This is a genomic window from Zhenhengia yiwuensis (genome assembly GCF_014384995.1).
Taxonomy (GTDB): domain Bacteria; phylum Bacillota; class Clostridia; order Lachnospirales; family Cellulosilyticaceae; genus Zhenhengia; species Zhenhengia yiwuensis.
Genome location: NZ_JACRSY010000019.1, coordinates 25,611 through 51,971 on the forward strand (window position 1 = coordinate 25,611; position 26,361 = coordinate 51,971).

Sequence of the window (26,361 nt, forward strand, 5' to 3'; positions counted from 1 at the left end):
ACAAGTTTTGAGTTGTCAAAAAATTTATGAAGCAGATGACGATTTTTATAAAAGCATAGGAATAGATCCTGAAAAAACGCAAAAAATACAAGCATCGAAGAAAGATTTAGAGGATTTACAAAATTACTATGAATCTTTAGAACATCAAGGTATTACTATGGTAACAATAGAAGATGAGGATTATCCAGACAGATTAAAGGTAATAGATGATCCGCCCATTGTCTTTTTTCTAAAGGGAGATAAAACACTTGTTAACTGGCCATCTATTGCCATTGTAGGTGCAAGAAAATGCACAGAATATGGATATAGTGTTGCTAATGAGCTTGGCAATGAATTAGGGAAAGCGGGCTTTAGTGTTGTAAGTGGGATGGCATTAGGAATAGATGAAGCAGCACATAAAGGAGCTTTAAGTAAAGGAAATCGTACATTAGCAGTACTTGGGTGTGGTGTAGATATATGTTATCCTAAGCAGAATAGGACTTTATATCAGGCACTTTTAGAAAGAGGGGGCCTGTTGTCAGAGTTTTTACCTGGTACAGAGCCTAGAGCTTATCAATTTCCTATGCGTAATCGTATTATTAGTGGTTTATCTTTAGGAACTGTAGTAGTAGAAGCAGCACAAAGAAGTGGTTCACTTATTACAGCTCACTTGGCTTTAGCGCAGAATAGAGAAGTTTTTGCAGTGCCAGGCAATATGAATAATCCACTTAGTAAAGGAACAAATAAGCTTATTCAAGCAGGGGCTAAAATGGTAACTTGTGTAGAAGATATTATAGAAGAACTCGTGTATCAATTGCCTATTCAGTGTGACAATTTTGAAAATAATTACACCAACAATCCTATACTACTACTTGATAAAGTTGAAATAATGGTATATGATAACTTAAGTTGGCAACCGACACCATTATTAGATGTTGCACAAAAAAGCAATATGTCAGAACATCAGATTGAAAAAATACTATTAAAATTAGAGATAAAAGGATTCATCACACGGTTACCGGGTAGGCGGTACGTCCGTTTGAATTAGAGTGATTAGGAGGTTATTATGGCAAGTAACTTGGTCATTGTGGAGTCAGCAGCCAAAGTAAATACAATTAGCAAATTTCTAGGGAAAAATTATAAGGTGGAAGCTTCTATAGGACATGTACGTGATCTGCCTAAGAGTCAGTTAGGAATTGATGTAGAACATGATTATGACCCTAAATATATTACAATTCGTGGCAAGGGGGAACTTTTGCAGAAATTACGTAAAGAAGCTAAGAGTGCTAAATGTATTTATCTTGCAACTGACCCCGATAGAGAAGGGGAAGCTATTTCATGGCATTTATATCATGCCTTAAAGTTAGAAGATAAAAAGGTATATCGTATTACCTTTAATGAAATTACAGAACAAGCTGTTAAAGAAGCCATTAAACATCCTAGAGAAGTTAATATGGATTTAGTGGATGCACAGCAAGCAAGAAGGGTACTTGATCGTTTAGTAGGATATAAAATTAGTCCAATTTTATGGAAGAAAATCCGAAAAGGACTTAGTGCAGGACGCGTTCAATCTGTTACTTTAAGACTTATTAGCGATAGAGAAAAAGAAATTCAAGAATTTATTGAACAAGAATACTGGTCTATAGAGGCCTTATTTAAACAAGGTAAAACAAAAGGTTTTGAAGCAAAATTAGATAAGATAGATCAGCAAAAGGTTGATATTAGAAGTGAAAAAGAGGCGCAAGCTATTGTTACGGCGTGTGAAAATAGACCTTTTGAAGTGGTTTCTACTAAGGTATCCGAACGTGTCAAAAATCCCGTTCTTCCTTTTACAACAAGTACTATGCAACAAGAGGCTGCAAAGCACTTAGGATTCTCTACTCAAAAGACGATGAACATTGCTCAGCAGCTTTATGAAGGGGTTAAAATTGGGAAAAAAGAAGTGGGTATTGTAACTTATATCCGTACAGATTCCGTAAGAATTTCAGATACAGCTAAAGAACAAGCTGTAGAATATATTACAAATAAATTTGGCCCAGAATATATAAAATCTGATACAAAAGCTAAACAATCAAAGGCAGCTAAAATTCAAGATGCCCATGAGGCAATTAGACCAACCTATATTAATTATGAGCCAAGTGAAATTAAGGAATATTTAAGCCGTGACCAATATAGATTATATCAAATGATTTGGAGTAGATTTGTAGGAAGTCAAATGATGCCAGCTAAATATGAAGCACATGCAATTTCTATTCAAAATGGTCCATATACTTTTAAAGCAACTTATTCTGTGCAGTTATTTGATGGTTATTTAAAAGCTTATGCTTTAGATAATGCACAAATAGAAAAGCAGCCTGCCATTCGTGTAAGTGCAGGAGATGTATTAGAATGTATTACACTTACACCAAATCAGCATTTTACACAACCACCAGCGCGTTATTCAGAGGCAACGCTTGTTAAGACATTAGAAGAGAATGGTGTAGGTAGACCAAGTACATATGCACCTACTATTACAACATTACTTAGTAGAGGCTATGTGACAAAAGAGAATAAAGTACTTTATCCAACAGAACTTGGTGAAGTTGTAAACAATATTATGCTTTCTCATTTTGATGAAATTGTTGATGTAGAGTTTACTGCGCAGCTTGAGAAAGTACTTGATGAAATTGCATCAGGACATGTGTTTTGGAAAGAAATTATTAAAGCTTTTTATCCAAACTTTAATAAAACTGTTATCAAAGCAGAAGAAGAAGTGGAAAATGTTAATCTTGTAGAAGTAACAGATATCCCTTGTGATAAATGTGGAGCACATATGATTGTACGTTATGGTAAGTATGGTAAGTTTTTAGGTTGTCCAAACTTCCCAGAATGTAATTTTACTAAACCATGGTATGAAGAGATTGGTGTAAAATGTCCACTGTGTCAAGGTGAGGTTATTCTTAAGAAGACTAAAAAGGGCCGTACTTACTATGGTTGTGACAATAACGGAGAGGGATGTGACTTTATGTCATGGCAGCGTCCTACGGGTGAGAAGTGCCCTGTATGTGGAGATGTGCTTATCGAAAAGGGAACAAGTAAGAACAGGAAAACTGTATGTCGAAATTCTACATGTAACTATGGAAAAAAAGGATAAATTTCGACAGAAAGTGATAAAAATCAATAAAAAAAGTAAAAAATAGGGATTTCTTAGTAAATAAGGGTTGAGTTTTCTTTTTATTTATGATATTATGATTTATGTGTAAATGATAATTTTTTGGGGGGACAAAGTTGAGTACTCAACTTTGTCTTTTTAGTGGAGATAAATGTATAGAGTGTATAGTGTTTAAATTTTTCGAACATACTAATTGTATAAACTATTAAGGAGGAACAGATATGTCAATGGAACTATTACAAAGAATGCGAAAAGTGAACAGATTATTACAAAGAGTAGGATCTGATCGTGTTATTTTTTCAAATATTTGCGAAGTAATTAGTGATGTAGTACAATCAAATGTTTTAGTAATCAGTAATAAAAGTAAGGTGTTAGGTATTCATAACCTATTTGCAAATGACATTGTAAATGATGAGCAATACATTGGTTATGCAATCAATGATCAACTTATTTCTATGATGGACGTTAGAGATAATGTATCAATGGAAACTATTTTTGCAGATAGTGCAAATAGCGGAAATTACATTGGATGTATCGTACCTATCGTAGCAGGTGGTCAAAGACTTGGTACATTTGTACTTTATAAACAAAAAAATCAAGGAAGTTATACAACAGAAGATATGATTTTAGCAGAATATGGTGCAACAATTGTAGCTGTAGAAATGCTTACATCTCTTAAAGATGAGACAGATGAAGAAGCACGTAAAATTGCTATTGTTAAATCTGCAATTGGCACATTATCCTATTCAGAACTTGAAGCAATTTTCCATATCTTTGAGAAACTTGATGGTACAGAAGGTTTACTTATTGCAAGTAAAATTGCTGATAAAGTAGGTATTACACGTTCAGTAATCGTTAATGCATTACGTAAATTTGAAAGTGCAGGTGTTATTGAATCACGTTCTCTTGGTATGAAAGGAACATATATTAAAGTTTTAAATGATGCCCTTATTGATGAACTTAACAAACTTAGAAAATAATTTTTTCATTAAATATAAATAATATATATATATATATAAATATAAGAAAGTACTCCCAAAGGAGTACTTTTTTATTTATGCAATTTTAAGTAAGGATACTTATAAGATTCAGAATAATTAGTAACATAAGATTTTAGGAATAACTTAATTTCTATATTAATACTATAAATTTTAGAAAGTTTATTTAATGTAGTATGTAATTAATACAAAAATTGAAATTTAGTAGACAAAAAAAATCATTTTGGTTATAATTAATTATAAATAATAGTTTAATTTTATGCTATAATAAATGAAATTATAGAAAAAGGGGCGTTACTTATGTACAATGAACTTATTTTATTCTTAGCCTATCTTAGAGATGCTAAGCACTCTTCTAAGAATACAATACAGTCTTATGAGCGTGACTTAAAGTATTTCTTTAAATTTTTAAACGATAATAATATTAATCAAATTGGGGCGATTAATAGTGAATGGATAGAGAAATACATAGAACATATGAAAGAAATTAGTAAATCTTCTTCTACTATTTCAAGAACGCTTGCTTCTATTAGAGCATTTTTCTTCTATTTAATTAAACAGGAAAAAGTTTACGAAAATCCTGCACTTATGATTGCTATGCCAAAAATACCTAAGAAAGTGCCTAAGATTTTATCAGAAAGTGAAATTGTACTCCTTCTAGAGCAGCCTCATACTACGGATATTAAGGGGATTCGTGATAAGGCTATGCTAGAACTTTTGTATGCAACGGGGATTAGGGTCTCTGAACTAATTACTTTAAAAGTAACAGATGTAAATGTGAATCAGGGATACATTCTTTGTCGTGATGAAAATAAAGAGCGTAGTATTCCAATAGGTAAACCTGCTATTACAGCACTTAAAAATTACTTAGGAGAAGTACGATATGCTATGATTCGCGATCAACAAGAGGCAGCACTTTTTGTGAATTGTAATGGGTTACCTTTAACAAGACAAGGTTTTTGGAAAATCTTAAAGAGCTATGCTAAAAGTGCTAATATCAGTACAGAAATTACGCCACATATGCTAAGACATTCTTTTGCAGCACATCTTATTCAACATGGTGCAAATTTAAAATCTGTACAGCAGATGCTAGGACATTCAGATATTTCTACAACACAAGTTTATACTCAAATTGCAAAATAAATAACATGAAAAGAATAACAGGACGAAAACCCTGTTATTTTTTTTTGTTTTGGTATACAATACAATTATAACCAAATACTTGAAAATGAATATAGAGGATGGTGAGCTTTTGAAAAGAGTAATTTGGATCGTATTAGATAGCGTTGGGATGGGTGAAATGCCTGATTCAGCAGCATATGGAGATAAAGGTGTTAATACAATAGCACATGTTTATAAACATAATAATGGGCTTCAATTGCCAAACCTTACACAATTAGGTTTAGGTAATATAGAAGGTATGGAAGCTCTTGAAAAATGTGAAAGTCCAATAGGAACTTATGCAAGACTTGCAGAGTTATCTAGAGGTAAAGATACAACGACAGGACATTGGGAAATGATTGGTATTCATACAGAAGTGCCTTTCCCAACTTATCCAAATGGCTTCCCTAAAGAAATTATGGATGCCTTTGAAGAGAGAATTGGAACAAAAACTCTTGGAAACTGTACAGCATCTGGGACAGCTATTTTAGATGATCTAGGTGAAGAGCATATGAAAACAGGTTACCCAATTGTCTATACTTCAGCAGACAGTGTATTTCAAATTGCTGCTCATGAAGAGATTATTCCACTAGAAAGACTTTATGAAATGTGTGAGATTGCACGTGAACTCTTAAAAGGTGAACATGAAGTATCTCGAGTTATTGCAAGACCATTTGTAGGTCAGCCTGGTGCTTTTACGCGTACACCAAATAGACATGACTATGCGGTTATGCCTCCAAAAGAAAACCTATTAGTTTATGCAAAAGAAAAAGGATTAGATGTTATTGGAGTAGGTAAAATCTCTGATATTTTTGCAGGTGAAGGCATAACTTATGCAACTCATACAAAATCTAATGAAGATGGCATCAAAAAAACGATAGAACTTATTAAACAACCTAATCATGGTTTAATCTTTACAAACCTAGTAGATTTTGATATGAAATGGGGACATCGTAATGACCCTGTAAGCTATGGCAAAGGTTTAGAAGAATTTGATAGCTATCTACCACAAATTATAGAAGCTATGAACGAAGATGATCTACTTATTATTACAGCAGATCATGGCTGTGATCCAACAACACCTGGTACAGACCATACAAGAGAATATGTACCACTTATTGCTTATAGTAAAATGTTTAATGGGGCTATAGATCTTGGCACTAGAAAGAGCTTTGCAGATATTGGACAAACAATCTGCGAGATTTTCGACTTACCAGCACTTAAAATAGGTGAAAGCTTTTACAAGCAAATGACTAAATAGTGGGGTGATGTAAGGTGAGAGTTTATGATATTATTGAAAAGAAAAAATTAGGTGAGGTTTTAACAGATAAGGAGATTGCTTTTGTGGTAGAAGGTTATACAGATGGTAGTATTCCTGATTATCAAATGTCAGCACTTCTTATGGCAATTTACTTCCAAGGAATGAATGATAAAGAAACAGCACTCCTTACAGAATGTATGGCTAAAAGTGGTGAAATGTTGGATTTATCTGCTATTGAAGGTATTAAAGTAGATAAACATAGTACAGGTGGAGTAGGCGATACAACAACCATTGTACTTGCGCCACTTGTAGCAGCAGCAGATGTACCAGTAGCTAAGATGTCAGGTAGAGGTCTTGGACATACAGGAGGGACCATTGATAAGCTAGAATCTTTCCCGGGTTTTAAGGTTGAATTACCAATTGAAGGCTTTATTGAAAATGTCAATAAACATGGTGTAGCTGTTGTGGGCCAAACAGGTAATCTTGCTCCGGCAGATAAAAAGATTTATGCTTTACGTGATGTAACAGCCACTGTAGATAATGTATCTCTTATTGCAGCATCGATTATGTCTAAAAAAATTGCAGCAGGTTCAAATGCTATCGTACTAGATGTTAAATGTGGTAGTGGAGCTTTTATGAAGACTTTAGAAGATGCTAAAAAATTAGGTGATGCTATGGTGCGCATTGGTAAAGAAGTAGGCCGTAACACTATTGCTGTAGTAACAGATATGAACCAGCCTTTAGGAAATGCTATTGGAAATAGTCTTGAAATTATGGAAGCCATTGATACATTAAAGGGCAATGGACCAAGAGATCTAACAGAGCTTACACATACCTTAGCAGCTAATATGTTTGTGCTTGCAGGACGCGTGGCAACAGTTGAAGAAGGGTTAAGCCTTGCAGCTGAACTCATTGAATCTGGAAAAGCTATGGACAAACTACGTGAATGGGTAGCTTCACAAGGTGGAGATGCATGCTCAGTAGATGACTATTCACTTCTACCAGCGGCAGCAAAACAAATGGATGTTGTACTTGAAGAAACAGGCTATGTAGCAGCCATTGATACAGAGATGATAGGGAAAGCGGCACTTGTGCTTGGAGCAGGTCGAGAAAACAAAGAAAGTATCATTGACTTAGGTGTAGGTCTTATAATGCATAAGAAAATAGGTGACAAAGTAACAAAGGGTGATGTTGTTGCAACACTTTACTATAGCGATAACTCTCATACAGAAGCAGCAATACGCTATATTAAAGACGCCTATACTTTTAGTACTGAATCTATTGAAAAACCACAACTTATCTATACAATCATTAGATAATATAAAAATAAGAGCCTTTATAAAAAGGCTCTTATTTTTATACTCTTATAAAGTTCTTATTTAATAAGTATATTTTGCTCAAAATAACAAATAATAGAAATAAATTTATAGGAGGTAGAACTATGTTGCGAAAAAAAATGATAGCAGTTATGCTCTTAATGATTGTATTAATAACCAATGTTACAGTCTTCGCGGCTGAAGCTATGGCATCAGGTACAGGTATGGCAGAAACAGCTAGAAGCTATGTTCTTATGGAAGCGTCTAGCGGTAAAATTCTGCTTGAAAAAAATATGGATGAGGAAATTCCACCTGCAAGTATTACAAAGGTTATGACCCTTTTACTCATTCATGAAGCTATAGATGCAGGTAAAATCAACTGGGATGACAAAGTGACTGTAAGTAGTTATGCAGCCAGTATGGGAGGCTCTCAAATCTTTATGGAAGAGGGGGAAGAACAAACTGTTCGTGACCTTGTAAAGGCCATTGCTATTGCTTCTGCCAATGATGCAGCTGTTGCTATGGCTGAGTACATTGGTGGTAGTGAGAGTCAATTTGTAGATATGATGAATAAACGTGCTAGTGAGTTAGGCATGGAACATACTACATTTAAAAATGCATGTGGTCTTCATATAGATGGACATCTTTCCAGTGCACATGATGTGGCCCTTATGTCTAGAGCTCTTATTACAAAGTTCCCAGATATCTCAAAAACTCTTACCACATGGATGGATACCATTACACACCGTACACGTAAAGGAGAAACAGAGTTTGGCCTCACCAATACAAATAAAATGATTAAATGGTACAATGGTATTACAGGGCTTAAAACAGGTTATACACCACAGGCTAAGCACTGTGTAAGTGCTACAGCTACAAGGGATAATATGAACCTTATTGCAGTTGTTATGGGTTCTCAAGATGGTAAAATTCGTTTTAGAGAAGCGGCACAGCTTCTAGATTATGGTTTCGCTAATTATATGGTTAAAAAAGGGCCTGAAGTAGGCGAAATACTTGGAAATATGAAAATAAAAAAAGGTGATAAAGAGCTTGTAGAACTTACAATTGAAGAATCTATGGCTTTTGTTGTACCAAAAAGTAAGGATGAACAACAATTAACCTATGAAATAAAATATGACGAAGGTGTAAAAGCACCTGTTTATAAAAATCAAAAACTAGGTACTATTACCTACTATATGAATGGTGAACCTGTAGGCGAAGCCAATCTTGTAGCTGCTTATGATGTAGGTAAAGCTAAATTTAAAAATATGATTCCTTATATGTTTAGCAGATACTTTGATCTAGGAAAAGAATAAAGGATAGAAATAGGTTATAAGTTAAGGGTTTAACTTGTAACCTATTTTGTCTTTTTATGTTGCATTCTGGTAAGATAGTCGCTAAACTGTTAATAGACTTTAATAAATAAGGAGATTTAGCATGAGTGTAACATTTAAATTAGAAGATTTTGAAGGACCACTAGACTTACTACTCTATTTACTTGAAAAAAATAAGATGAGTATTTATGACATAGAGATTTCTTCTATTACAGATCAATACTTAGCCTATATAGAGACTTCAAATACGTTAGAACTTGAACAGATGAGTGAGTTTATTGTTATGGCAGCCACTTTGCTTTATATTAAGTCTAAAATGTTATTACCGAAGCCTCCTAAAAATGAAGAGTTAGTAGAAGACGATCCACGTGAAGAGCTGATTCGAAAATTATTAGAGTATAAGAAAATTAAGTACGTTTCTCATGAACTTAATGAAAGACAAAACCTATCTACGGATTATTGCTTTAGGAATGCAGAAAGTGCTGATGAGGTAGAATTACCACAGCCTTCTACAGAAGATGTGCTTATGGATGTTACACTTGAACAGCTTTATGAAACATTTCAGGCACTTCTTAAACAGAAACAGTTACTGGTACATCAAAAATCTAAAAAAATTGATTCATCTATCTTAAAGAAAGATTCTTTTACTATTGAGCAAAAGAGTTTATATATTTTAAATTTATTAGAGCTGAATGCACACATTTCATTCTTTAGTCTATGTACACCAGATATGCCTAAAGTGGAATGTATTGTAACCTTTATGTCTATTTTAGAGCTTATTCATAAGAAGCAAATACGTGTTGTGCAGGAGAAGCCTTTAGCAGATATTATGATTATGGGAGTGAAGGCGTATGCAAAAGACTGAACTTGAAAGCAAATTAGAATCTCTACTTTTTTTTGTAGGAGATAGTATTCCGAGTAGTAAACTATGTGAAGTATGTGAAACTGAAGAAATTACCATACATATGGCTATTTATAGATTAAATGAAATTTACAAAAAGTCTAATAGTGGTATAGAAATTATAGAAGTAAACAATGGTTATCAAATGTGTACGGTACCTAAGAATATTGCTTATATTCAAAAGTATAAACAAAAACCAATTAAGAGGCTCTTAACGCAGGCGCTTCTTGAAACATTGGCTATTGTCGCTTATTCACAGCCAATTACAAAAGCTCAAATTGAGGATATAAGAGGAGTAAGGTCTGAACATGCTGTCAGTAAACTTCTTGAATATGACCTTATTGAGGAAGTAGGTAGGCTTAATGTTATAGGACGACCTATTTTATTTGGAACGACTACAAGCTTTTTAAGACATTTTGGCTTCAAGACTATTGAAGAGCTTCCAAAGGTGAAAGAAGAGCTTATTGAACGTTTCAAAAAAGAGATTGAAGAAGAGATGAATTACATCTCAGAAGAGTAAAAGGACGCATTCACTTCTATGCATAAAATGATAAAGGATGAGGTATGCTGAATCATAGTATAGATGAAAGAATAAGGAGTGAATGCAATGAAGAAGAAATTTGGGATTAGCTTACTTATTACACTTTTGTTAAGTAGCTCACTCTATGCAAGTGAAGTGCCTGGAACTATTTATTCTAAAGGGTCTGTTCTTATAGAAAAAGAGAGTAAGCGTGTGCTGTATGAAAAGAACGCTCATGAAAAAATGGCTATGGCCAGTACAACAAAAATTATGACATGTATCGTAGCTATTGAATCTGGTAAATTAGATGAGATTGTAACGGTATCAGGAAGGGCTGCACGGGCGCCGAAAGTTAAGTTAAACTTAAAAACAGGTGAAAAACAGAAATTAGGTGATTTACTTTATTCCCTCATGCTTGAATCTCATAATGACACGGCTGTGGCCATAGCAGAGCATGTAGGTGGAAGTGTAGAAGAGTTCTGTGCTATGATGACTGAAAAAGCTAAAGCCATTGGGGCGGAAAATACCTGTTTTGAAACTCCTAATGGATTAGATGGACAGTCTCATTATTCCACGCCTTATGATATGGCACTTATTGCTGCCTATGCTTTAGATAACCCAGAGTTTGTAAAAATCATTAATACACCTCAAATTGAAATTCCAACTACCCAGGTAGAAGGAAGCAAAAAACATGCATTGATTAATAAAAATCGTTTTCTCTCACAGTATGAAGGTGCAGAAGGTGTGAAAACAGGCTATACCAGCAAGGCAGGACATTGCTTTGTAGGTGCTGTTAAAAAAGAGGATATGGAACTTATTGGTGTAGCATTAGGAGCTGGATGGGACTCAAAAGGTAAATCACGTAAATATACAGATGTGATTAAACTTATGAACTATGGCTATAATAACTATAAAAAGTATAAGGTGCTCGATAAGGGCGAAGAAAAAGGTAGTGTTAAAGTGACAAATGGTAAAGTGGAGGATGTTACACTTTATGTGGACGAAACCGTTATATTGCCACTTACCGAGCATGAAAAAGAAACAATTGAGCTTAAGAAGACTGTTACAGATGAGCTTCAGGCACCAATAGATGAGAATCAGGCTGTGGGAAAAGTAGAAGTTATCTGTGATGGAAAAGTGCTTAAGAAAGTGGATCTTCTTGCAAGTCAAAAAGTAGACAAAGCAAACTTACTAGACAAATTAAAAAGATTTTTTCAAAAGTGAAATAAAGAAAGGGTAGATTTATGCGATTACAAAAATATTTAGCTGGATGCGGTGTGGGATCAAGAAGAAAATGTGAGGCTTATATAGAAGAAGGGCGTGTCAAAGTCAATGGTATGGTCGTAACAGAGCAGGGCATACAAGTAGCAGAAGGTGATCAAGTAGAATTTGATGATAAACCTGTTACAATGGAAGAAAAACTGGTTTACTATATTCTTAATAAACCAGTAGGCTATATTACATCTGTGTCTGATGAAAAGGATCGTGCAACTGTTCTTGATCTATTAAAGGATGTACCTTATCGTGTGTTTCCAGTAGGGAGATTAGACTATAATACAACAGGGCTCCTTCTTCTTACAAATGATGGAGAACTTACTTATAGTCTAACACATCCAAAACACCACGTAGATAAAACTTATGTTGTGAAAGTAAAAGGTGTTGTAAGGCCAGCAGCTATTCAAAAACTACAGCAAGGTGTGGTTATTGATGGGTATTTAACAGCACCGGCAAAAGCAAAGATTATAAGACAAACAGGTGCAACAACAACAATCAGTTTAACCATTCATGAAGGACGTAATAGACAAGTTAGAAAAATGTGTAGTGCTATAGGGTATGAAGTTTTAAGGCTGAATCGTGAATCTATAGGAAAGCTTACATTAGGTAATCTTGAAGTAGGTGCATACCGTGCATTAACAAAACAAGAAATTGAGTACTTAAAGGGGTTAGGACAATAAGATGCTTAGTAGAAATATGACAAAGAACGTACACTTTTTTATTGAAAGTCATTTAAGTCAGTGGGGAAAAGAAAACTTAATAGCAATGGATGGAACTCTAGGGAATGGCTATGACCTAGAGTTTTTAAATAATCAAAAAGCAATTAGTACTATCTATGGATTTGATATACAGGCTCAGGCCTTGGAGAATAGTAAGACTAGAATTGGTGAAACTGAGAAGTGCATTTACTATATCCAAGATTCACATCATCATTTAGAGTGTTATATTGAAGGAGAAATAGACTTAGCACTCTTTAATTTAGGCTACTTGCCAGGAGCAGATAAGTCTATTGTCACAAGAGTAGATACGACCTTAGAAGCTATAGAAAAAACCATTGGGAAACTCTCAAATGGAGGTATGATGGTAGTGATGACCTATCCTGGACATGAAGAAGGAAGTAAAGAACACGAAGCAGTCAAAGATTATTTGTCTGGTTTGCATAAGAAAAATCTTTCTATTCTGCAACTTAATGTAAATAACGTTATAAAGCCTTGTCCTAATTGTTTCTTAATTATCAACCAATTATATAAAATATAATAAAATTATGATGTTTTGTGTAAAAATATATTGTTTCTAACAATTTAATTTAGTATACTATAAATGGCAATTTTTACACTTTGTTTTAATCTATTTTTCTAATTGGAGGGTATCAGATGAGCACATTACAAAAATTATCTGAACTGGAAGCTCACAAAGTAGCTATTCTAAATGGCTATGATGAAGAAGCGAAAAAGGCAGCTTTAGATAAAGGTAAACTAACTGCCAGAGACAGGGTTACACATTTACTCGACGAGAATAGTTTCGTTGAAATTGGTACTTTCGTTACAAGTAAAACTTTTACTTGCAAAGATCAGAAGGTTAACACGCCTGCTGACGGCGTAGTGTGTGGTTATGGAACCGTTGAGGGAAATCTTGTCTATGTTTATAGCCAAGATCCTACAGTGCTAGGCGGTGCTATTGGGGAAATGCATGCTAAGAAAATTGCAAAAACTTATGATGATGCAATTAAAATGGGAGCACCTGTTATTGGTTTTATTGATACAGTGGGTTTACGTTTGGAAGAAAGTATTGAAGCACTTAATGGCTATGGGATGATTTTTAACAAAATGAGTAAAGCATCAGGGGTAATTCCTCAAATTGCAGTTATATGTGGTGATTGTGCTGGAGGGGTATCCTTTGTTGCTGGGTTATCTGATTTTACATTCATGAGTACTAAAAATGGGAAAATGTATTTAAATAGTCCAAATACATTAGAAGATAAAAACGCATCTTTTGACCATGTAGCAACTGCAAATGTACACTTAAGAGAAAGTGGTCTAGCAGTATGGGGTGAAGAAAGTGAGCAAGTGCTGATAGGAAAGATAAGAGAACTTCTAACTTACTTACCACTTAATAGTGAACAAGAAACACCATGTTTAAATTGTATGGATGACCTTAATAGAGTAGATTCTAGTCTTAATGATTTTGATTTCGATGTAAGACAGATAAGCGAAATTATAGCTTCGATTGTAGATAATGGGATGTATTTTGAAGTAGGAGAGCATTATGGGGCAAAAGTGTTCACTGGTTTTGCAAGAATGAATGGTGCTACAGTAGGTTTTGTTGCTAATAAAGAAGAAGCTATGGATTTAGCAGCACTTCAGAAAACGACACAATTTGTAAGCTTCTGTGATGGTTTTAACATTCCAATTGTAACACTTACTAATATTAAATATATTGAGTCAACTGTAGCAACAGAAAGATTAGGTATTATCAAAGCTGCAAGTAAGCTTGCCTTTGCTTTTGCAAATGCCACAGTACCAAAAGTAAATGTTATTCTTAAAGAAGCTTATGGAACAGCTTATACGCTTATGAATAGTAAGCATATTGGTGCAGACTATGTCTATGCATGGCCAACAGCGCAGGTTTCTACTATGAATAGTGAAAGTGCTGTAAAAATCATGTATGAAGAGGCACTACAAAATGCTGAAAATCCAGCTGAGCTTATGCAAGAAAAAGTTAAAGCGTATGAAGAAGAACATAGTAGTGTATACGCTGTAGCAGGACACGGTTATATTGATGATATTATTGAGCCGGCAGCAACAAGAAAACGTGTTATCGCTGCACTTGAAGTACTCTATACCAAACAAGTTGCAAATCATTTAAAAAAGCACCCAACAGTATAAGGTAGGTGAATTTAATGAAAGTTAGTCTAAATTTTGGCGCGTTTGTAGATGGACTCAGTGTCTTTTTAATAGGAGTGGCCATGGTATTTGTGGTACTTTTTTTGCTGATCCTTTTAATCAAAGTTGTTGGATGGGCTGTAAGTACTATAGAAAATAAACAACATCCTGAAAAAGAAGTTAAAATCCCTATTAAGCAAGAAGAGATTAAACAAGAAGTGACTCCTATAATAGGAGATGATTTAGAGCTCGTAGCAGTTATTACAGCTACTATTGCAGTAAGCTTGGGGACAACATCAGATAGATTACAAGTACGTTCTTTAAGACAAGTAAATAGAAATAGAGCATAAATAAATTAAGGGAGGCAGTATGATGAGAAAATTTCAAGTAACAGTTAACGGTAATACATATGAGGTAGAGGTAGAAGAGTTAGGTGCAGGCGCAAGTGTAGCAGCAGCACCTTATGTGGCACCAGTACAAGTAGCACAAGCTACGCCAAAGGCAGTAGCGCCGGTGGTACCAGCACCAGTCGCTTCTACGGGGGCACATAAGGTAGTAGCACCTATGCCAGGTAAAATTGTAGATGTAAAAGTAAGTGTAGGGCAGACTATTAAAGAAGGAGATTTAGTAGCCATTTTAGAAGCTATGAAAATGGAAAATGAAATTTTCGCTTCTGCATCAGGTACAGTAGCATCTGTTAATACATCTGCAGGTAACATGGTAGAAGCAAATGACGTGATTATTTCTATCAACTAATCTTTTGGCCTAACTCTATAAAGGGGGAAACAAAAATGAATATAGGCAGTGTATTTTTAGATTCTGTCAAGGAGTTCTTTATGACTTCAGGACTTGCTCAACTCGATATTAAGTATGTTGCAATGATTCTGATTGCCTGTGGCTTACTTTACTTAGCTATTGCCAAAGGCTTTGAGCCACTTTTACTTATTCCTATTGCATTTGGGATGCTTCTTGTAAACTTACCAGGTGTAGGTATTACGAATCCGGGTATTATGAATGATGTTACAGGTAAAATTGAGCCAGGTGGACTTTTATACTATATAGGAATGGGAAAAGAATTAGGGATTTTCCCACCACTCATCTTTATTGGTGTAGGGGCAATGACAGATTTTGCACCTCTTATTGCTAATCCTAAAAGCTTACTTTTAGGAGCAGCAGCACAACTTGGTATTTTCGTAGCCTTCTTAGGAGCACTTCTTATTGGATTTAATGGTCCAGAAGCTGCATCTATCGGGATTATAGGAGGCGCAGATGGTCCAACATCTATCTTCCTTGCAACAAAATTGGCACCACATTTATTAGGAGCTATTGCAGTATCTGCTTACTCTTATATGGCACTTGTTCCGGTTATTCAGCCACCTATCATGAAGCTGCTTACAACAAAAGAACAACGTATGGTTAAAATGGAACAGTTAAGACCTGTATCCAAAACAGAAAAAATCATCTTTCCTATTATTGTAACCATTGCAGTATCACTTATTTTACCATCAGCAGGCACACTTGTAGGAATGCTGATGTTTGGTAATCTTTTAAAAGAAGTTGCTTCTACAAATCGTCTTGCAGATGTAGCAAGTAATGCCATGATGTCCATTATTACTATTTTGCTTGGTATTTCAGTAGGAGCTTCAACAAGTGCAGAAAAATTCCTTAACTTTAAAACACTTGGTATTTTAGCACTTGGACTCTTCGCTTTTATAGTAGGAACAGCTGGTGGTGTACTCTTTGGTAAAGTGATGTACTATTTAAGTGGTAAGAAAATCAATCCACTTATTGGTGCAGCAGGTGTATCTGCTGTACCAATGGCAGCACGTGTTGTACAAAAAGTTGGTCAAGAGGAATGTCCAACAAACTTCTTACTCATGCATGCAATGGGACCAAATGTGGCAGGGGTTATTGGTTCAGCTATTGCAGCCGGTGTATTACTATCAATTTACGGTTAATAAGGGAGGCCTGTTTTTATGTCAGATCAAATTGTAAGACCTGTTAAAATAATGGATACAACACTTCGAGATGCACATCAGTCATTGATTGCAACAAGAATGACAACAGAAGAGATGCTACCTATTGCAGCTAAAATGGACCAAGCAGGTTTCTATGCAATGGAAGTATGGGGTGGTGCAACTTTTGATGCTTGCTTACGCTTTTTAAAAGAAGATCCATGGGAAAGACTTCGTAAAATTCGTAAAGAAGTTAAAAATACAAAACTACAAATGCTCTTTAGGGGACAAAACATTTTAGGGTATCGTCACTATGCTGATGACGTAGTAGAATACTTCGTTCAAAAAAGTATTGCAAATGGTATTGATATTATTCGTATTTTTGATGCGCTTAATGATATGCGTAACTTAGAGACAGCAGTACGTGCTTCACGTAAAGAAGGCGGGCATGCACAAGTAGCTATTTCTTATACACTTAGTGAAGTGCATACATTAGAGTATTACATAGAGCTTGCAAAACGTATTGAAGACATGGGTGCTCATTCTATTTGTATTAAAGATATGGCTGGACTTCTTGTACCTTATGAGGCAGAAAGACTTGTTAAAGCATTAAAATCCTATACTAATCTTCCAATTCAGCTTCATACACATTATACAAGTGGTGTTGCTTCTATGACTTATCTTAAAGCTGTTGAAGCAGGATGTGATATTATTGATACAGCTATGAGCCCATTAGCTATGGGGACTTCTCAACCAGCAACGGAAGTACTTGTTGAAACATTCAAGGGTACGCCGTATGATACAGGTATTAACCAAGAGATTTTGAGCGAAATTACAGAGTATTTTAGACCAATGCGTGAAGAAGCTTTAGCAAGTGGGTTAATGAATACTAAAGTGCTTTCTGTAGATATTAATACACTTCGTTATCAAGTACCTGGTGGTATGCTTTCAAATCTTGTATCACAACTTAAAGGGCAAAATGCGGAAGACAAATACTATGATGTATTAAAAGAAATTCCTAGAGTAAGGGCTGACTTTGGTTATGTACCACTTGTTACACCAAGTAGTCAGATTGTAGGAACTCAAGCAGTACTTAATGTACTTGCAGGGGAAAGATACAAAATGGTATCTAAAGAATCAAAAGATATGGTAAGGGGGAAATATGGTAGTACGCCAGTACCAATCAAAGAAGAAATTGTTAAGAAAATTATAGGGGACGAAAAACCTATTACCTGCAGACCAGCAGATTTACTGCAGCCAGAGCTTAAAACACTTGAAAAAGAAATGGCTATGTATAAACAACAAGATGAAGATATTCTTTCTTATGCACTATTCCCACAAGTAGCTATGGACTTCTTTAAATATAGAGAGGCCAAGGAGAAAAAAGTGGATTTGGCAGTAGCAGACAAAAAAAATAAAGCTTACCCCGTATAATTTGTAAGTTATAGGTAGACTACAGAACGACATAAGCTGTTCTGTAGTCTTTTTATGTGATAAATAGTAAAATATCGTTGTCAAAATACAAATATATTATATAATGATACTAGATGTAATGATAAAGTTACGTGATTGAAAGGAAATGAGTAATGAATAACGATCTGATTCAGCGTATTAAAAAGAGTATGCCCAAGCTAAGTAAAGGGCAAAAATTAATCGCCAATTATATTTTAGAACATTATGAAAAGGCAGTATTCCTGACAGCAGCTAAACTTGGAACAATAGTGGGGGTAAGTGAATCAACCGTTGTAAGATTTGCAAATGAATTAGGTTACGATGGTTATCCTAAATTCCAAGAAGCTTTAGAAGAGCTTGTTAAGAGTAAACTAACAGCTATGCAACGTCTTGAAGTAACGACAGACCGTATTGATACAGAACATGTATTAAAGAGTGTGCTTCAAACAGACCAGGAAAAAATTGCTTATACAATTGAGCAAGTAGATGAACAAGTATTTGAACAAGCTATTGATAAAATCATTAATGCAGATACTATTTATATACTAGGGGTACGTAGTTGTGCGGGACTTGCAAGCTTTTTAGGATTTTACTTTAATATTATCTTCCCTAGAGTAAGAGTGATTAATACAAACAGTATTAGTGAAATTTTTGAGATTATTCATCATATTGGTAGCAATGATGTTATTATTGGGATCAGTTTTCCGCGCTATTCTAAGCGTATTTTAAAAGCCTTAGAATATGCACGTTCTAAAAAGGCCGGTGTTATTGCTATTACAGATAGCTATATTTCTCCTATTGCGCAGTATGCAGAGCAAACTTTAATAGGCCGTAGTGAGATGATTTCATTTGTAGACTCGCTAGTTGCACCTTTAAGTATTATTAATGCGATTATTGTAGCAGTAAGTTTACGTAAAAAAGATGAGATTTCCACAAATCTTGATAACCTAGAGACTGTTTGGATGGAATATGAAGTTTATGATGATACAAGAGAGATGAATAATTATAATCCTAATATGATGAACGGGATTAAGGAAAAATGTGATTAAAGAGAGGGATAAAATGAATATTGTTGCCATTCGTGGGGCTATTACAACAGAGAATACAAAAGAAGCTATGTTAGAAGCTTCTCAAGAGCTTTTAGAAGCTATTTTAACAGCTAATCAAATAGATAAAAAAGATATTATACAAATTACCTTTACTTGTACAAAAGACTTGGATGCAGTTTATCCAGCAGTAGCAGCAAGAAATTTGGGGGTTACAGAAGCTGCTTTAATGTGCATGCAGGAAATGTATGTGAAAGGTTCACTTGAAAAATGTATCCGTATAGCTGTATTATGTCAGAGTGAGGCTTTAGTGCAACAGACAGTTTGTCATCAATATTTAAAAGGTGCTAAGAAGTTAAGACCAGACTTAGGTCGTTTTACGCTTGCAATTGATGGACCGGCAGGTGCAGGGAAGAGTACTATTGCTAAGTGTTTAGCACAGAACCTACGTTGTACTTATATTGACACAGGAGCTATGTACCGCACGGTAGGGCTTTTCTGTATACAAAACAATATAGACTATACGAATGAAGATGCAGTAAATAGTGTACTTAGTCAAATAGGCATTGACATTATTTATGAAGACAATGCACAGAAGATTTACTTAAATGGAGTAGATGTAAGCACAGCTATTCGTACACAAGAAGTAGCAGCTGCAGCTTCTAAGGTAGCTACTTATAAAGAGGTAAGAGAAGCTTTAGTAGATATGCAAAGAAAACTCGCAGCAACGAAATCTGTTGTCATGGATGGGAGAGATATTGGAACAGTTGTACTGCCTCAGGCAACACTTAAAATCTTCTTGACTGCTTCTGCCGAAGAGCGTGCAAACAGACGACTTTTGGAATATGAGGCAAAAGGTATGGAAGTAGCTTATGATGTGCTTCTTAAAGAAATTCAAGAAAGAGATGATCAAGATGCTAATCGTGAGGTTTCACCACTTAAAAAAGCTGATGATGGTATCGAGATTGACACGACTTCACTTTCTATAGAGGAGATTATTGAGCGTATTGCACACCTTTTGCAAGAAAGACTATAGGAGTGTAACAAATGGAAATTATTTTAGCAAAAAGTGCAGGTTTTTGCTTTGGTGTACATCGCGCTGTAGATATGGCCTTTAAAACTGAAGAAGATAAGAAAACCTATACACTTGGACATATTATTCATAATGAAACGGTAACAAGAAAACTTAAACAAAAAGGTATAGAATCAGTAGAAGCCTTGGACAATATTCCAATGGAAAAAGTCATTATCAGGGCCCATGGTGTACCAGAAGCTGTTTATAAGGAAGCAGAATCAAAAAATATTGAAGTACTAGATGCAACTTGTCCTTATGTAACTAAAATTCATAGGCTGGTAAGTAGATATGAAAAAGAAGGTTATCGTATTATTGTAATCGGAGATGCTAAGCATCCTGAGATTATTGGGATTAATGGATGGACCAAAGAAGGTTGTATCATTTATAAAAATAAAGAAGATGTAGATTTTACAGAGCTTGACTTAAATAAGAAGTACTTAATTGTATCTCAGACAACTTATAAAAAAGAAGTTGTAGATGGAATTGTTAAGTTATTAGAAGAAGCAGGGTATGATGTGAAGTTCATTAATACAATCTGTAATGCTACTTCTGAAAGGCAAGAAGAGGCAAAAGAGATTTCTAAAGAAGTAGATGCTATGATTGTAATTGGAAGTAGTTTTAGTTCTAATACACAAAAGCTTTTTGAAATATGTAAGTCTTATTGCCAAGATACTTATTGTATAGAAGAGGCTAAGGATCTTAATGCAGAATGGTTTAAATCCAAGAATAAAGTAGGTGTGACAGCAGGTGCATCTACACCTAAAGATGTGATTGAAGAAGTGCTAGAAGTACTTAAAGGCATGGATGCCCAATAACCTATCTAGAAATTAAAATTAGCCCAAAGACTTTAAAGTCTTTGGGCTAATTTTTTTATACCTAATTTTAGAATTTCATCAAGAAAGGGAGAGAGTGCTTCTTGGTTATAGAGTGTATAAATTTGTTTTTGTTCATCTGCCCAATAAAGAGATTGATTAGACAGTTTAAGAGGTAAATAAAGCCCTTCTTGTTCAAGATAACAGGTAGATTTGGTAGCTTTAGTACGCATAGAAGCAGGTAGAAGTTTAGCTAGAGATTTATGCATCAAGTTACCTTCTACAATATAGTAGTCACTAGGAGGAAGATAGGTTTTAAGTTTTAATGCTAAAGCATTAATAGATAAAGAGAAATGGTTAAGTGAAGCATCATACAGGCATTCATAATGACCTAGCTGATATTTGAAGGAATAAGGATAGATATAAGAAGGAGATAAATAGAAAGTTAAAGCTACTTCTTCAAAGGTATAATCTATAAGCTTGGCATGATTTAGTCTATCTAAAAATTTATAGAAGTGATAAATGGCTATCAGGCTTAAAAGTTCTTCCTTGTTATGTTCTGAAATCAGCGTACTATAGTTAATATGAGATGAAGTTAAGGTAAGTTTACAGAGTTTAGCAAGCTCTCGGCCTGAAGTTGTGAGGCTTCTGTTAAAACCTATGTCATTTTCTATAAGAGTTCTGGCACGTTTTGAAGATTTTAAATCTACTAGATGAAGAGTGGTAAGGTCTGAAGTATCTAGCCCATAGATCTCTGCTTTTTGTAGAATAAAAGGCCATTCGAAGTGCTTGCCACCATAAGTGTAAATTTTTTCAAAGCGGATTACTTCCTTTAAAAAGGTTTCAATAAGAAGTGACTCCTCTTCTAGAGTTTCTGTAATCCAGTGACAAGACTGATAAGTATCTTCTTTTTTAAAGGCAATGCCTATACAAACAATGGTATCATGAATTTTAGAAAGACCAGTTGTTTCCAAATCTAAATAGCAATGTGCAGGAGATTCTATACTGAAGTCTAAAGAGTGTGAATGAGTTATGTAAATCATAAGAAAACATCCTTTCTGTGTAATATTATTTTAACAAATGTATTTCTAAAGGTTCAAGCCCTAAAAGCTATTTTTGTTTTTTTGATTACATGTTAACATAAAAATAAAAAATAAAATTAGAAAATAATATAAAATGAATTTTATTTATATGTATAATTCATAAATAACTTTCGGTGCATTATATAATCTAAATAAAACTCTATTTTTTAATAAAAATTGTATTGAAATTGCAATTTAAAATTAGTATAATGTCAAATATAAATTAAAAACAAGGCGGAGTGATACTATGAAAACAAGAAAATTATTAGCAATAGCATTAGTAGCTATGATGGGCACTTTATCTTTTGTAGGATGCCAAAAAGCAGATGCTTCTTCAGATACAATTAAAATAGGAGGAAGCTTTGACCTAACAGGTGAAGCTGCACAATATGGAATTGCAACAAGTAATGGGGTAAAGCTTGCTATAGATGAATACAATGCAAATGGTGGAGTACTTGGTAAACAAATTGAATTTATATTAGAAGACAATAAAGCAAGTCAAGTAGATGCTACAAATGCTTTCAAAAAGTTAGTAGATAATAATAAAGTTATTGGTTTTATTGGTTCTGATATTAGTAGTACAACTGAAACGATTGCTAACTTAGCAGCAGAAAAAAATATACCAATGATTACACCAACAGGAACAAAACTTGGCATTACAACAATTGGTCCAAATATTTTTAGAGCATGCTATGTAGACCCTGCTCAAGGAGAACTTTTAGCTAAATTTGCAACAGAAGATTTAAAGGCTCAAACAGCGGCAATTATGATTAACTCAGAACAGGATTATTCAACAGGTATTGCTGAAGCTTTTGAAGCAGCTTTCACGGCAGAGGGTGGAACTGTAGTAGAAAAAGTAAACTATGGAAAAAATGACGTAGATTTTAAACCAATCTTAGCAAATATTAAAAATGCTAATGCAGATGTTGTTGTTATTCCAGATTATTATGAAACTATTGCAACTCTTATAACTCAAGCAAGAGAAATCGGTATTACATCTACCTGTATTGGTGGAGATGGTTGGGATGGTGTGACTGAGAAAACAGTTAATAATCCAGAGGTTGTAGAAGGCAGCTATTTTGTTAACCATTATACAGTAGAAGATGATGCAGTAATTGTACAAGATTTCATTAGTAATTATAAAGCTACATATGATGCAGAACCAAATGCTTTTGCAGCACTTGGATATGATGCAGCAAAAATCTTAATTGAAGCGATTAAAACTTGTGAAAGTACAGAAGCCGATGCTATTACTGCTGCAATGCAAAATACTTCTTTAGATTGTGTAACAGGTCATATTACTTTTGATGAGAATAGAAATCCAGTTAAATCTGTATCTGTTATTGAAATTAAAGAAGGCCAAAATACACTTTATAAAAAACTTGATGCAGTAAAATAATAAATAGATCAGAAAATATTTATTCTCGGGGGTCTTGCCTCCGAGTAATTTTAAGGCTTTTATAGGATTTATGTAAAATCAGAAATAAAGGGGGATGAAGTATGGATTATGGAATATTATTGATGCAGCAGATACTTAATGGTTTACATATTGGGAGTATTTATGCACTTATTGCTTTAGGGTATACAATGGTATACGGCATCGTTAAACTCATTAACTTTGCTCATGGAGATATTATGATGGTAGGCGCTTATATTGCGTTTATGATGATTACTGCTTTTAATTTACCACTGCCAATCGCTATTATTATTTCAATGGCTAGCTGTGCACTTATTGGTATGGGTATTGAAAAAGTGGCTTATAAACCACTTAGAAATGCACCACGTATGTGGGCACTTATTACAGCTATAGGGGTAAGCTTTTTCTTAGAAACATTATTTACTATTTTGTTTGGGGCGAGTTCAAAACCATTCCCTACACTTTCACTTGCACCTATCCAAATTGGGGCACTTCAAATCAGTCAGATTATGATGATTTCAATAGGTCTTTCTGTATTTCTTATGATTGCACTAGAGCTATTTATTAAAGAGACAAAGCTTGGGAAAGCTATGCGTGCCGCTTCAGAAGATGCTAAAGCAGCAGCTTTAATGGGTATTTCTGTTAATAAAACCATTTCTATTGCTTTTGCTATTGGTTCAGCACTTGGGGCAATAGGAGGGATCCTTTTTGCTATGGCCTATCCCCAAATCAAACCCTTAATGGGAGTTATGCCAGGACTTAAAGCCTTTATTGCAGCAGTGCTTGGAGGAATTGGGATTTTACCAGGTGCTATGCTAGGAGGATTTTTACTTGGTATTATTGAAAGTATTACAAAAGGCTTTCTATCAGCTTTCTGGCCAGATGCTTCTTTATGGGCAGATGCTATTTTATTTTTAATCTTAATTTTAGTACTCTTACTAAAGCCAGCAGGTATTCTAGGTAAGAATGTACGAGAGAAAGTGTAGGTGATCAAGATGAAAAATAAAAACAAATCTTTAATTATTTTAGGAAGCCTTCTCCTTACTTATCTCTTTCTTATGATAGGTTTATCATTAGGTATGATTAACTCTTATTTTAGTGGTGTTATTGTAGCGATTTTAATCAATGTGATTATGGCCTCTTCTCTAACTCTCGTAACAGGCTACTTAGGTGAGCTTGTTCTAGGGCATGCAGGTTTTATGGCAGTAGGAGCCTATACATCGGCACTTATTACTATGAATTTGGACCTTTCTGCAGCCTTAGAATTTCCTATTGCACTTTTATGTGGAGGAGCATTTGCTGCTTTTATAGGCATTTTAATTGGAATTCCTGCACTTCGTTTAAGAGGGGATTATTTAGGCATTATTACATTAGGCTTTGGAGAAATCATTCGTATTGTGCTCAATAACCTTAAAGTCACTAATGGAGCCAAAGGTTTATCAGGTATACCTAGCTATAGTAATTTCACTGTAACTTTTTTCGTTACCATTGTGATTGTCACTGCATTTTATTTACTCATTAAATCTAGACATGGACGTGCTATTATTGCTATTCGTGAAAATGAGATTGCTACAGATTGTGTAGGAATTTGTACTTTCTACTATAAGACCTTTGCCTTTGCTATTGCAGCTTTCTTTGCAGGTATTGGTGGTGGACTTTATGCCCACTACTTACAAGTATTAAGCCCAAGTAGTTTTGGTTTCCTTAATTCTATTGAATACTTAATCATTGTTGTATTAGGGGGCATGGGGAGCTTAAGTGGAACGATTATTGCAGCTATTGTATTAGGCGTATTAAATGAGGTTTTGCGTGCCTTTTCAGAATATCGTATGCTTATTTATTCTTTAGTACTTATTAGTATGATGGTATGTAAGGCAAAAGGGATTACAGTAGGACTTATTTTAGATAAATTGGGATTGAAAAATAAATTAAAGTTTAGAGGAAAACAAAATATAAGTATAGGGAAGGAGGGGTAATATGGCTTTATTAGAAGTACATAAAATGAGTGTTAACTTTGGTGGAATTAAACCAGTTAGTGAACTAGATTTGCAAATAGAAGAAGGGGAACTTATAGGGCTTATAGGACCTAATGGAGCAGGAAAAACAACTGTATTTAACTTACTTACAGGTGTTTATACGCCCACAGAAGGTTCTATTACATTTAATGGTGAACGTATTGACCGTTTAAAGACACATCAAATTGTAAAAAAAGGAATTACGCGTACTTTTCAGAATATTAGGCTGTTTAAACAAATGACTGTTATTGATAATGTAAAAGTGGCTTTTAATAATAGGCTAAAGTATTCTCCTCTAGAAGGTATTTTACATTTACCACGGTACAAGAAGGAGGAAGCATGGCTTGAAGAAGAAGCTATGAAACTCCTTAAAATTTTTGAACTAGATAAATATGCCTATGAGCTCAGTATGAATTTACCTTATGGGAAACAACGTAAGCTTGAGATCGCACGTGCCTTAGCAGGCAGCCCAAAACTTCTTTTATTAGATGAGCCTGCAGCAGGGATGAATCCTAATGAAACCAATGAATTGATGCAGACTATTAAACTTATTCGAGATCAGTTTAATATGACCATTTTGCTTATTGAACATGATATGAATCTAGTGATGTCTATTTGTGAAAGATTGGTTGTAATTGACTATGGTATGGTTATTGCAAGGGGTACACCAAGTGAAATTCAAAATAATGAGAAAGTAATAGGGGCTTATTTAGGCCAGGCTTAAGGAGG

At 34.6% G+C, this 26,361-nt stretch carries 25 protein-coding genes; 24 read left to right on the forward strand and 1 reads right to left on the reverse strand.

The genetic code is table 11. The features are described from left to right. The first annotated feature begins 7 nt into the window (after positions 1–7). From dprA to ispH, 20 genes are all read left to right on the forward strand, one after another. A complete protein-coding gene (dprA, locus tag H8718_RS12360; protein WP_249333152.1) occupies positions 8–1,027 on the forward strand; it encodes a DNA-processing protein DprA in 1,020 nt (339 codons plus the stop codon). An 18-nt stretch (positions 1,028–1,045) separates the two neighbouring features. After that, positions 1,046–3,112 carry a type I DNA topoisomerase gene (gene topA / locus H8718_RS12365; RefSeq protein ID WP_177669864.1) on the forward strand — a complete coding sequence of 689 codons (2,067 nt, stop codon included), beginning with the start codon at positions 1,046–1,048 and terminating at the stop codon, positions 3,110–3,112. Positions 3,113–3,351: 239 nt separating this feature from the next. After that, the gene (codY, locus tag H8718_RS12370) at positions 3,352–4,110 is read left to right on the forward strand and encodes a GTP-sensing pleiotropic transcriptional regulator CodY (RefSeq protein WP_283246216.1); all 759 of its coding nucleotides are present in this window, start codon (positions 3,352–3,354) and stop codon (positions 4,108–4,110) included. A 318-nt stretch (positions 4,111–4,428) separates the two neighbouring features. Next, on the forward strand, positions 4,429–5,271 hold the full coding sequence (xerD, locus tag H8718_RS12375; RefSeq protein WP_177669866.1) for a site-specific tyrosine recombinase XerD: 843 nt from the start codon (positions 4,429–4,431) through the stop codon (positions 5,269–5,271). Between the two features lie 109 nt (positions 5,272–5,380). Beyond that, complete coding sequence (locus H8718_RS12380; protein ID WP_330597692.1) at positions 5,381–6,550, forward strand: phosphopentomutase; 1,170 nt, start codon at positions 5,381–5,383, stop codon at positions 6,548–6,550. A gap of 14 nt (positions 6,551–6,564) precedes the next feature. Further along, entirely contained in the window at positions 6,565–7,869 is a 1,305-nt protein-coding gene (locus H8718_RS12385) for a pyrimidine-nucleoside phosphorylase (RefSeq protein WP_249333154.1), read from the forward strand. A gap of 122 nt (positions 7,870–7,991) precedes the next feature. Further along, positions 7,992–9,182 (forward strand): D-alanyl-D-alanine carboxypeptidase family protein, encoded by a 1,191-nt coding sequence (locus H8718_RS12390; RefSeq protein ID WP_249333155.1) that lies wholly within the window; start codon positions 7,992–7,994, stop codon positions 9,180–9,182. Between the two features lie 121 nt (positions 9,183–9,303). Then, a complete protein-coding gene (locus H8718_RS12395) occupies positions 9,304–10,065 on the forward strand; it encodes a segregation and condensation protein A (RefSeq protein WP_177669872.1) in 762 nt (253 codons plus the stop codon). Then, a complete protein-coding gene (gene scpB, locus H8718_RS12400) occupies positions 10,052–10,621 on the forward strand; it encodes an SMC-Scp complex subunit ScpB (RefSeq protein WP_249333156.1) in 570 nt (189 codons plus the stop codon). Before H8718_RS12395 ends, scpB begins: the two co-directional genes overlap by 14 nt. Before the next feature lie 87 nt (positions 10,622–10,708). Continuing rightward, complete coding sequence (locus H8718_RS12405; RefSeq protein ID WP_249333157.1) at positions 10,709–11,845, forward strand: D-alanyl-D-alanine carboxypeptidase family protein; 1,137 nt, start codon at positions 10,709–10,711, stop codon at positions 11,843–11,845. A gap of 20 nt (positions 11,846–11,865) precedes the next feature. Continuing rightward, positions 11,866–12,576, forward strand: coding sequence for a pseudouridine synthase (locus tag H8718_RS12410; RefSeq protein WP_249333158.1), 711 nt, complete (start codon positions 11,866–11,868; stop codon positions 12,574–12,576). 1 nt (position 12,577) lies between these two features. Beyond that, the gene (locus tag H8718_RS12415; RefSeq protein WP_249333159.1) at positions 12,578–13,153 is read left to right on the forward strand and encodes a tRNA (mnm(5)s(2)U34)-methyltransferase; all 576 of its coding nucleotides are present in this window, start codon (positions 12,578–12,580) and stop codon (positions 13,151–13,153) included. A 116-nt stretch (positions 13,154–13,269) separates the two neighbouring features. Then, entirely contained in the window at positions 13,270–14,781 is a 1,512-nt protein-coding gene (locus H8718_RS12420) for an acyl-CoA carboxylase subunit beta (RefSeq protein WP_249333160.1), read from the forward strand. 14 nt (positions 14,782–14,795) lie between these two features. Then, on the forward strand, positions 14,796–15,128 hold the full coding sequence (locus tag H8718_RS12425; protein WP_249333161.1) for an OadG family protein: 333 nt from the start codon (positions 14,796–14,798) through the stop codon (positions 15,126–15,128). A 22-nt stretch (positions 15,129–15,150) separates the two neighbouring features. Then, the gene (locus H8718_RS12430; protein ID WP_249333162.1) at positions 15,151–15,534 is read left to right on the forward strand and encodes a biotin/lipoyl-containing protein; all 384 of its coding nucleotides are present in this window, start codon (positions 15,151–15,153) and stop codon (positions 15,532–15,534) included. Between the two features lie 80 nt (positions 15,535–15,614). Next, complete coding sequence (locus tag H8718_RS12435) at positions 15,615–16,736, forward strand: sodium ion-translocating decarboxylase subunit beta (protein ID WP_249333185.1); 1,122 nt, start codon at positions 15,615–15,617, stop codon at positions 16,734–16,736. 18 nt (positions 16,737–16,754) lie between these two features. Continuing rightward, positions 16,755–18,167: an oxaloacetate decarboxylase subunit alpha gene (locus H8718_RS12440; protein WP_249333163.1), complete on the forward strand. Its 1,413-nt coding sequence runs from the start codon at positions 16,755–16,757 to the stop codon at positions 18,165–18,167. Positions 18,168–18,319: 152 nt separating this feature from the next. Next, positions 18,320–19,234 carry a MurR/RpiR family transcriptional regulator gene (locus H8718_RS12445; protein ID WP_177669888.1) on the forward strand — a complete coding sequence of 305 codons (915 nt, stop codon included), beginning with the start codon at positions 18,320–18,322 and terminating at the stop codon, positions 19,232–19,234. A gap of 13 nt (positions 19,235–19,247) precedes the next feature. Then, complete coding sequence (gene cmk, locus H8718_RS12450; RefSeq protein ID WP_249333164.1) at positions 19,248–20,267, forward strand: (d)CMP kinase; 1,020 nt, start codon at positions 19,248–19,250, stop codon at positions 20,265–20,267. Positions 20,268–20,278: 11 nt separating this feature from the next. Continuing rightward, a complete protein-coding gene (ispH, locus tag H8718_RS12455) occupies positions 20,279–21,121 on the forward strand; it encodes a 4-hydroxy-3-methylbut-2-enyl diphosphate reductase (RefSeq protein ID WP_249333165.1) in 843 nt (280 codons plus the stop codon). A 32-nt stretch (positions 21,122–21,153) separates the two neighbouring features. Here ispH and H8718_RS12460 read toward each other — a convergent pair whose 3' ends face one another. Further along, positions 21,154–22,161, reverse strand: coding sequence for a ribonuclease H-like domain-containing protein (locus tag H8718_RS12460; protein WP_249333166.1), 1,008 nt, complete (start codon positions 22,159–22,161; stop codon positions 21,154–21,156). A gap of 286 nt (positions 22,162–22,447) precedes the next feature. On the opposite strand from H8718_RS12460, the gene H8718_RS12465 reads away from it, so the two are divergent. The 4 genes from H8718_RS12465 to H8718_RS12480 all read left to right on the forward strand — a co-directional run bounded on the left by H8718_RS12465 (position 22,448) and on the right by H8718_RS12480 (position 26,356). Next, a complete protein-coding gene (locus H8718_RS12465) occupies positions 22,448–23,599 on the forward strand; it encodes an ABC transporter substrate-binding protein (protein WP_177669894.1) in 1,152 nt (383 codons plus the stop codon). 101 nt (positions 23,600–23,700) lie between these two features. Next, on the forward strand, positions 23,701–24,603 hold the full coding sequence (locus H8718_RS12470; RefSeq protein WP_249333167.1) for a branched-chain amino acid ABC transporter permease: 903 nt from the start codon (positions 23,701–23,703) through the stop codon (positions 24,601–24,603). Between the two features lie 9 nt (positions 24,604–24,612). Further along, on the forward strand, positions 24,613–25,593 hold the full coding sequence (locus tag H8718_RS12475; protein ID WP_249333168.1) for a branched-chain amino acid ABC transporter permease: 981 nt from the start codon (positions 24,613–24,615) through the stop codon (positions 25,591–25,593). Between the two features lies 1 nt (position 25,594). Next, complete coding sequence (locus H8718_RS12480; RefSeq protein WP_249333169.1) at positions 25,595–26,356, forward strand: ABC transporter ATP-binding protein; 762 nt, start codon at positions 25,595–25,597, stop codon at positions 26,354–26,356. Positions 26,357–26,361 lie beyond the last annotated feature (5 nt).

What these genes read in the sequence shown, in the direction of transcription:
- topA (WP_177669864.1), top strand. Translation starts at nt 1,046, where the DNA reads ATGGCAAGTAACTTGGTCATTGTGGAGTCAGCAGCCAAAGTAAATACA.
- codY (WP_283246216.1), top strand. Translation starts at nt 3,352, where the DNA reads ATGTCAATGGAACTATTACAAAGAATGCGAAAAGTGAACAGATTATTA.
- xerD (WP_177669866.1), top strand. Translation starts at nt 4,429, where the DNA reads ATGTACAATGAACTTATTTTATTCTTAGCCTATCTTAGAGATGCTAAG.
- H8718_RS12390 (WP_249333155.1), top strand. Translation starts at nt 7,992, where the DNA reads ATGTTGCGAAAAAAAATGATAGCAGTTATGCTCTTAATGATTGTATTA.
- H8718_RS12395 (WP_177669872.1), top strand. Translation starts at nt 9,304, where the DNA reads ATGAGTGTAACATTTAAATTAGAAGATTTTGAAGGACCACTAGACTTA.
- scpB (WP_249333156.1), top strand. Translation starts at nt 10,052, where the DNA reads ATGCAAAAGACTGAACTTGAAAGCAAATTAGAATCTCTACTTTTTTTT.
- H8718_RS12405 (WP_249333157.1), top strand. Translation starts at nt 10,709, where the DNA reads ATGAAGAAGAAATTTGGGATTAGCTTACTTATTACACTTTTGTTAAGT.
- H8718_RS12410 (WP_249333158.1), top strand. Translation starts at nt 11,866, where the DNA reads ATGCGATTACAAAAATATTTAGCTGGATGCGGTGTGGGATCAAGAAGA.
- H8718_RS12415 (WP_249333159.1), top strand. Translation starts at nt 12,578, where the DNA reads ATGCTTAGTAGAAATATGACAAAGAACGTACACTTTTTTATTGAAAGT.
- H8718_RS12420 (WP_249333160.1), top strand. Translation starts at nt 13,270, where the DNA reads ATGAGCACATTACAAAAATTATCTGAACTGGAAGCTCACAAAGTAGCT.
- H8718_RS12425 (WP_249333161.1), top strand. Translation starts at nt 14,796, where the DNA reads ATGAAAGTTAGTCTAAATTTTGGCGCGTTTGTAGATGGACTCAGTGTC.
- H8718_RS12430 (WP_249333162.1), top strand. Translation starts at nt 15,151, where the DNA reads ATGAGAAAATTTCAAGTAACAGTTAACGGTAATACATATGAGGTAGAG.
- H8718_RS12435 (WP_249333185.1), top strand. Translation starts at nt 15,615, where the DNA reads ATGACTTCAGGACTTGCTCAACTCGATATTAAGTATGTTGCAATGATT.
- H8718_RS12440 (WP_249333163.1), top strand. Translation starts at nt 16,755, where the DNA reads ATGTCAGATCAAATTGTAAGACCTGTTAAAATAATGGATACAACACTT.
- H8718_RS12445 (WP_177669888.1), top strand. Translation starts at nt 18,320, where the DNA reads ATGAATAACGATCTGATTCAGCGTATTAAAAAGAGTATGCCCAAGCTA.
- cmk (WP_249333164.1), top strand. Translation starts at nt 19,248, where the DNA reads ATGAATATTGTTGCCATTCGTGGGGCTATTACAACAGAGAATACAAAA.
- ispH (WP_249333165.1), top strand. Translation starts at nt 20,279, where the DNA reads ATGGAAATTATTTTAGCAAAAAGTGCAGGTTTTTGCTTTGGTGTACAT.
- H8718_RS12460 (WP_249333166.1), bottom strand. Translation starts at nt 22,161, where the DNA reads ATGATTTACATAACTCATTCACACTCTTTAGACTTCAGTATAGAATCT.
- H8718_RS12465 (WP_177669894.1), top strand. Translation starts at nt 22,448, where the DNA reads ATGAAAACAAGAAAATTATTAGCAATAGCATTAGTAGCTATGATGGGC.
- H8718_RS12470 (WP_249333167.1), top strand. Translation starts at nt 23,701, where the DNA reads ATGGATTATGGAATATTATTGATGCAGCAGATACTTAATGGTTTACAT.
- H8718_RS12475 (WP_249333168.1), top strand. Translation starts at nt 24,613, where the DNA reads ATGAAAAATAAAAACAAATCTTTAATTATTTTAGGAAGCCTTCTCCTT.
- H8718_RS12480 (WP_249333169.1), top strand. Translation starts at nt 25,595, where the DNA reads ATGGCTTTATTAGAAGTACATAAAATGAGTGTTAACTTTGGTGGAATT.